The organism is Chitinimonas sp. BJB300 (assembly GCF_002735695.1).
Lineage (GTDB): Bacteria > Pseudomonadota > Gammaproteobacteria > Burkholderiales > Chitinimonadaceae > Chitinimonas.
The window spans coordinates 1-5,760 of the sequence record NZ_PDZH01000181.1; the positions used below are offsets into that span (position 1 = coordinate 1).

The following is a 5,760-nucleotide window of genomic DNA, read 5'->3' on the forward strand; positions in this document are numbered from 1 at the left end:
AGTACTCGCGGCATGCCCCTTGGCGCGAAATGCTGCACGACAGTGCCTCGCGCCGTGTGGACATGAGTGACTGGCGCTATGTGATCCGGCAGAAGTGGCTGGATACCGATGTGGCCGAACTCATCAATCCGAGCCGGGCCTTCATCGTACATAAGAGCACCCCCGATGCCGATGCCTTGGGCTGCTCGCTGTGGTTTTCCGATGACTTCCCCGACCAGGAAGAACAAGCGGGGCATCTAGGGGTACGCCAGCGCGTGCGCGTTTTCGAGATGTGGTACCGCGTGCCGGCCCGAATTAAGAAGGTGCAAGGGGGCGAGTTCCACGGCCAGGAATACGACCCGACCGATGCAGTGATGCGTGCCGCCGTCGAGGGCGAGCTATGCCATATCGCCGAACAGCAGCAAATGCAGGTCCGCCTAGCCATTTTCACGACCGCAGGGCTGCTATACGAAGGCCGTAGCCCTTACCGGCACAACCGCTTCCCGTATACCTTGATGGCTGCCTACCAGCGCAATCGCGATGGCGCGTATTACGGCATGGTGCGTGGGATACGTGACCCACAGGATGCGTTCAACAAGCGCATGTCCAAGGCGTTGTATGTCCTCTCGACCAACAAGGTTGTGATGGAAAAAGGCGCGGTGAAGAGTGTCGAACGGTTGCGGGAAGAAGTGGCCAGGCCGGACGGCATTATCGAGCTGGAAGGCAGCAACCGGCGCTTCGACCTCAATGTGGACCGTGACCTGGCCGCCGCCCACCTGCAACTGGCCGATATCGATGCCCGCATGATTCAGGATGTGTCAGGTGTGACGGATGAGAACCTGGGCCGCAAGACCAATGCCACCAGCGGCGTCGCCATCGAGGCGCGGCAGGACCAAGGCAGCATGGCCACGTCGGAGCTATTCGACAACCTGCGCCTGGCGTTCCAATTCCAGGGTGAATTGCAACTGAGCCTGATGGAACAGTTTGCCACCGAACAAAAACAAATCCGCGTCACCAACGCCAAGGGTGGCTTCGAGTTCCAGCCCATCAATGACGGTCTGCCCGAAAACAACCTGGTGCGTACCAAGGCCGATTTCATCGTCAGCGAGCAGGATTACCACGCCACGATCCGGCAAGCGCAGACCCAGATGCTGTTTGAACTGGCCGCCAAGCTGCCGCCCGACATCGCCATGGGGATGTTGGACCTGATTATCGACCTGATGGATGTGCCCAATAAGGACGAACTGGTGCAGCGCGTGCGCAAGCTGACTGGCCAGCGTGATCCCGATGCTGAGCAAACCCCGGAAGAGATCGCTGAGCAGGAAGCCAAGCAGCAAGAACAGGCAGAACAGAACGAACTGGCCAAGCGCAATGCCATTGCTGAAGTAGAGCAGAAAGAAGCCTTGGCAGAGCAAACACGCAATGCGGCGCAGTTCCAACCCATCATCGACCAACTGGAACACCTCTTGAAGCTACAGGGCAAGCAATACGCGCTCGCCGTGGACCAGTTGGAAGCCAAGTTCAACGCCCAACTCGACAGCCTCAAGGCGGCTGTGCGCGACAGCCAGGCGCAACAACGACTATCCCCATCCAAACCGGCCAGGAGGGCCAAGTAAGCCATGACAAAGCAACGCGACGATTTTGATGATTACGACGACGGCTTGACTGCCGAAGAACGCGCCATCCTGGCGGAAACCGATGAGGTAGACGAAGACAGCCGCACCATTGGCGAAATGATGGATGCCGGGTTGAACAATGAAGCGGGCGACGAGTCAGGAGAAGAGGAGGGGGGCGAAGAAGGAGACGAGGGTGAACCGGAATCTGATGGTTTGGCGGAATCAGATGGCACGCAGACGGACTCAGCACCTATTGCAACACCTGCACCACTTGAGCCCATCGCCCCCAAATCCGACGAGCCAACGCCTTTCCGGCCCCAACCCGTTCAGCCCGTCCAATACGACGTGCCAGCCGTGCCCGAGGACGCCGAACAACAACTTGCCGACATCCTGGCGCAAAAAAAAGCCTTAACCACCCAGTTAGAGAACTACGAAGTCGATGCGGCCACGTATCAGTCACAGCTTGATGTGCTGAACGACAAGGCATTGGACCTACGACTGGCAATCCGCGATGCCGACAATGCCCGTGCCCTCAATGCCCAGAATGAACAAGCGGCGTGGGCACAGACCTGTGATGCCTTCCTGACCGCCAACAAGGCGACCTACGCCGATAACCCGGACATGACCGCCCTATTGAATCAGGCGGTGATCCAGGTGGCCAACGACCCCGAGAATGCCGGCCTCAATGGCTGGCAAATGCTCGAAAAGGCCCATGCCACGACGTTGCAGGAGGCCCAAGCGCAATTCAACCGCATGGCCAGGCTGTTCAACCCGGATGCGGTCAAAGCGCAAGCCGATCCTGCCGTGAAGCAGAAGGCACCGGCCAAGCGCCCCGTCATGCCGCCCACGATTGGGGGCTTGCCCAGTGCCGGCAATATCGATACCGGCGATGAATTCAGTGCTCTGGACAAGCTCGACGGTACGGCCTTGGAAGAGGCGATCGGACGCATGAGCGAGCGCCAGCTAGAGCTTTATTACCGATCCCTTTAAGCCCGGCACACCGGGGACAAGCCCTACATTAACCCTCTGTGGCGCAGGTGCGCCCTATAAACCCTCAAGGAGCATTGCCGCATGGCACAAACCATCATTGGCTTGAACGACCCCAAGGCCGTCAAGCGTTATTCCGTTGGCCTCGCTGCCGACACCGCCCGCAAGTCCTACTACAGCCGCAAATTCGTCGGGAAGAACCAGGCCAACGGCGCATTGATTTTACGTAAGGACGAGCTGGAATCGGATTCGGGCGACAAGATTACATTCGATCTCTCTATGCGGCTGCGTGGCGCACCGATTCAAGGGGATGAACGGGCAGAAGGCAAGCAGGAGAGCCTACGTTTCTATACGGATGAGATCAAGATCGATCAACTGCGCAAGCCGGTATCCGCCGGTGGGCGCATGACGCGTAAGCGCACCCTGCATAACCTGCGCCAAGTGGCCAAGGACCGCGCCAGTGACTACTGGTCACAACTCCAGGATGAGTTGTTTTCCATCTACTTGTCCGGCGCACGCGGCAATAACCCCGATTTCATCTGGGAGACCGATTTCAAAGGTTTCGCGAACAATGATGTCGAAGCGCCAGACTCGGACCATATCCTGTACGGCGGCAATGCCACCAGCAAGGCCAGCATCGGCATCGATGATGTGATGAACCGCACCTTGATTGAACGTGCTGCCACCCGCGCAGCAACGCTCAATGCCATCCATACCGACAATATCCGTATCCAGCCGCTCAAGATTGACGGTGAGGACCACTATGTCTGTGTGATGAGCGAATACCAGGCGTACAACCTGCGCACCAGCTCGACCACCAACGACTGGGCCGATGTACAGAAGGCCGCGGCGGCCGCCGAGGGACGCAGTAACCCGATCTTCAAGGGCAATATGGGGTTGTTGAACAACGTCATCCTGCACAAGTACGAGGGGGTGATTGCCTTTGGTGATTATGGCGCCGATGGCAAGCAACCCGCAGCGCGTGCCTTGTTCCTAGGTGCGGGCGCTGGTCTGGTGGCCTATGGCTCTTCGAGTGGCCAGCGCTTTGACTGGCATGAGGAAACTGTTGACCTGGGTAACGAACCCATCATCGATACCTCCAGCATCTTTGGTGTCAAGAAGGCCCGCTTCAATGGGCGCGACTTCGCCGTGATCGCCCTCGATACCTACGCCGCCAACCCGAACTAACCCCCGTTACCGCCGACTTGGCCCGGTAACGGGCTGGGTGGCTTAGGAGCAATCCCATGCTGTATCAATCCCTGGCGGCCCTTGGCCGTGTACAAACCATCACGCCCAGCGATGCCGGCGCGACCTGTGCCCCGTTTGACTACGACCTCAAGGCCGCCTTGGCTGCCGGCGATGTGATCGAGCTGGGCATTCTGCCGGCGGGTGCCCGCATCCTCGATATGACCCTGGTCACGGACAAGCTCGACAGTAATGCCACGCCGACCGTGGCGCTGGATGTCGGTCTGATGTCCGGTTCAGTCGGCGATACCGGTAATCGTACTGTCGGTAATGAATTTTTCGCGGCTGACCCGGTAGGCAAGTTGGGTGGCGCGGCCCGCATGTCCCTCAAATCGGGCTTTACCATCCCCAAAGCACAGGTGGATCGGTCTATCGGCGTCAAGGTCAATGCCATCGCAACCGGCGCACCCACAGGCCGTATCAGCCTGCTGCTTTGGTACACGCTGGGTTAACCGGAGATCCCATGATGCAAATCCAATCCCTCATCAAACCGAGCAACGGCAAGGTGCGCAACATCACCGTACATGGGCAGTCCTATGCCTTCACCCGAGATGCCCAAGGCCGTTACACCACGGAAGTAACCGACGACGAGGCCATCGATTGCCTGTTGAAACATGCCGACCTGTACCGGGCGGTCGCTGAGCCGGTCATTGAAGCAGAAGCGTTTAAGCGCTTGGCCAAGGTCAATCGGGTAATCGAACCTGCTGCGGACGTGGCAGAAGCGCCCAAGAAGCCGGCTAAGGTCAATCGGGCAATCGAATCTGCTAAGGACGAAACGGAAGCGTCCAAGAAGCCGGCCATGTCCAACAGTGAGTCAGACGCTTCGGGCGCTGGCAAGCCGGAAGGCCAAGACGCTGCGGGCGCGGACAAGCAGGAAGGCCAATAAGCATGCTGACGGCCCTGGCAGTCACCCAGCGTTTTGGCTATGTGGTGCAGGATAGCGAGCATATCCGCTGGACTGAGCCCGAGCTGCTGCGTTGGATCAGCGATGCCCAAGTCGCCATTGTGGTACGCCGACCGAGCGCCAACCCGCGCACGGTGGCGCATGCCTTGGTGGCGGGCAGCAAGCAAAGCCTGCCTGCCGGGGCCATCAGCCTGCTCGATGTGATCCGCAATGTGGAAGCCGATGGCATCACGCCAGGCCGCGCCATCCGCATGGTGGATCGGCGCACGCTCGATGAGCAGATGCCGGATTGGCATGCCATGCCAGCGGCAACCCGCATCGTGCATGCCATGTACAACATGGGTGATCCCAAATCGTTCTATGTCTATCCGCCTGCGTTAGCCGGCAGCCGGATCGAACTGACTTATTCCGATACGCCGCCTGACATCGAGCGTTTGTCTGATGCCTTGGCGCTCGACCGCCTCTATCTGACCGCCATTGTCGATTACCTGCTGTATCGCGGTTACGCCAAGGACGCGGCCTATGCCGCCAATGCGGGCTTGGCCGAAGCGTATTTCAACGCCTTCGAAAGCCAGGTTGGCACGCTGAATCAGGTGGAAAGCACCACCACTGTGAACAATAAGCTGAGCACCCCATGACACCGCTAGATCGTCTCTTGACCGGCCTGCTGCCCGCCGTGCCGGATTACCCCGAACCGGTTGCGCTGCACTGGTTGCGTGAGAGTGCCGCCAAGCTTTGCACAGAGTCGGGGATTTGGCGGGCGCCTATCGTGATGCCCGTGACGGCTGGCCAAGTGGCTACCCCGATTCCCCTGCCTGCGGGTGCGGCGTTGGTGGGTATCCAGTCGGCCAAATTCAATGGCTACCCACTGACGCCTAAAAGCGATGCTGCCATGGATGAACAGCATCCCGACTGGCTCGACGGGATTGAGGGGGCACCGTTCTGTTACGCAGAAGGGGCAGCGAATGCCTTGACGCCTTATCCCACAGCAACGGGCTCCCTAGCCCTTCGCGTTACCTTGAAACCCGC

The 5,760-nt window shown here is 59.3% G+C and carries 7 protein-coding genes; all 7 read left to right on the forward strand.

Features of this window, described 5'->3' with window-relative positions; translation table 11 throughout:
• Window positions 1-1,595: portal protein (locus CSQ89_RS19425; RefSeq protein WP_308418183.1), on the forward strand; the 1,595-nt coding region annotated here is incomplete at its 5' end.
• Window positions 1,596-1,598: 3 nt separating this feature from the next.
• Window positions 1,599-2,585 carry a hypothetical protein gene (locus CSQ89_RS19430; RefSeq protein ID WP_099407692.1) on the forward strand — a complete coding sequence of 329 codons (987 nt, stop codon included), beginning with the start codon at window positions 1,599-1,601 and terminating at the stop codon, window positions 2,583-2,585.
• An 81-nt stretch (window positions 2,586-2,666) separates the two neighbouring features.
• Complete coding sequence (locus CSQ89_RS19435) at window positions 2,667-3,770, forward strand: N4-gp56 family major capsid protein (protein ID WP_099407693.1); 1,104 nt, start codon at window positions 2,667-2,669, stop codon at window positions 3,768-3,770.
• Between the two features lie 56 nt (window positions 3,771-3,826).
• Window positions 3,827-4,279: a hypothetical protein gene (locus CSQ89_RS19440; RefSeq protein WP_099407694.1), complete on the forward strand. Its 453-nt coding sequence runs from the start codon at window positions 3,827-3,829 to the stop codon at window positions 4,277-4,279.
• Between the two features lie 11 nt (window positions 4,280-4,290).
• Window positions 4,291-4,713 carry a hypothetical protein gene (locus tag CSQ89_RS19445; RefSeq protein ID WP_099407695.1) on the forward strand — a complete coding sequence of 141 codons (423 nt, stop codon included), beginning with the start codon at window positions 4,291-4,293 and terminating at the stop codon, window positions 4,711-4,713.
• A 2-nt stretch (window positions 4,714-4,715) separates the two neighbouring features.
• Complete coding sequence (locus CSQ89_RS19450) at window positions 4,716-5,369, forward strand: phage adaptor protein (RefSeq protein WP_099407696.1); 654 nt, start codon at window positions 4,716-4,718, stop codon at window positions 5,367-5,369.
• A partial coding sequence (locus tag CSQ89_RS19455; protein WP_143747105.1) for a hypothetical protein occupies window positions 5,366-5,760 on the forward strand: 395 nt, incomplete at its 3' end. The genes CSQ89_RS19450 and CSQ89_RS19455, both read left to right, overlap by 4 nt.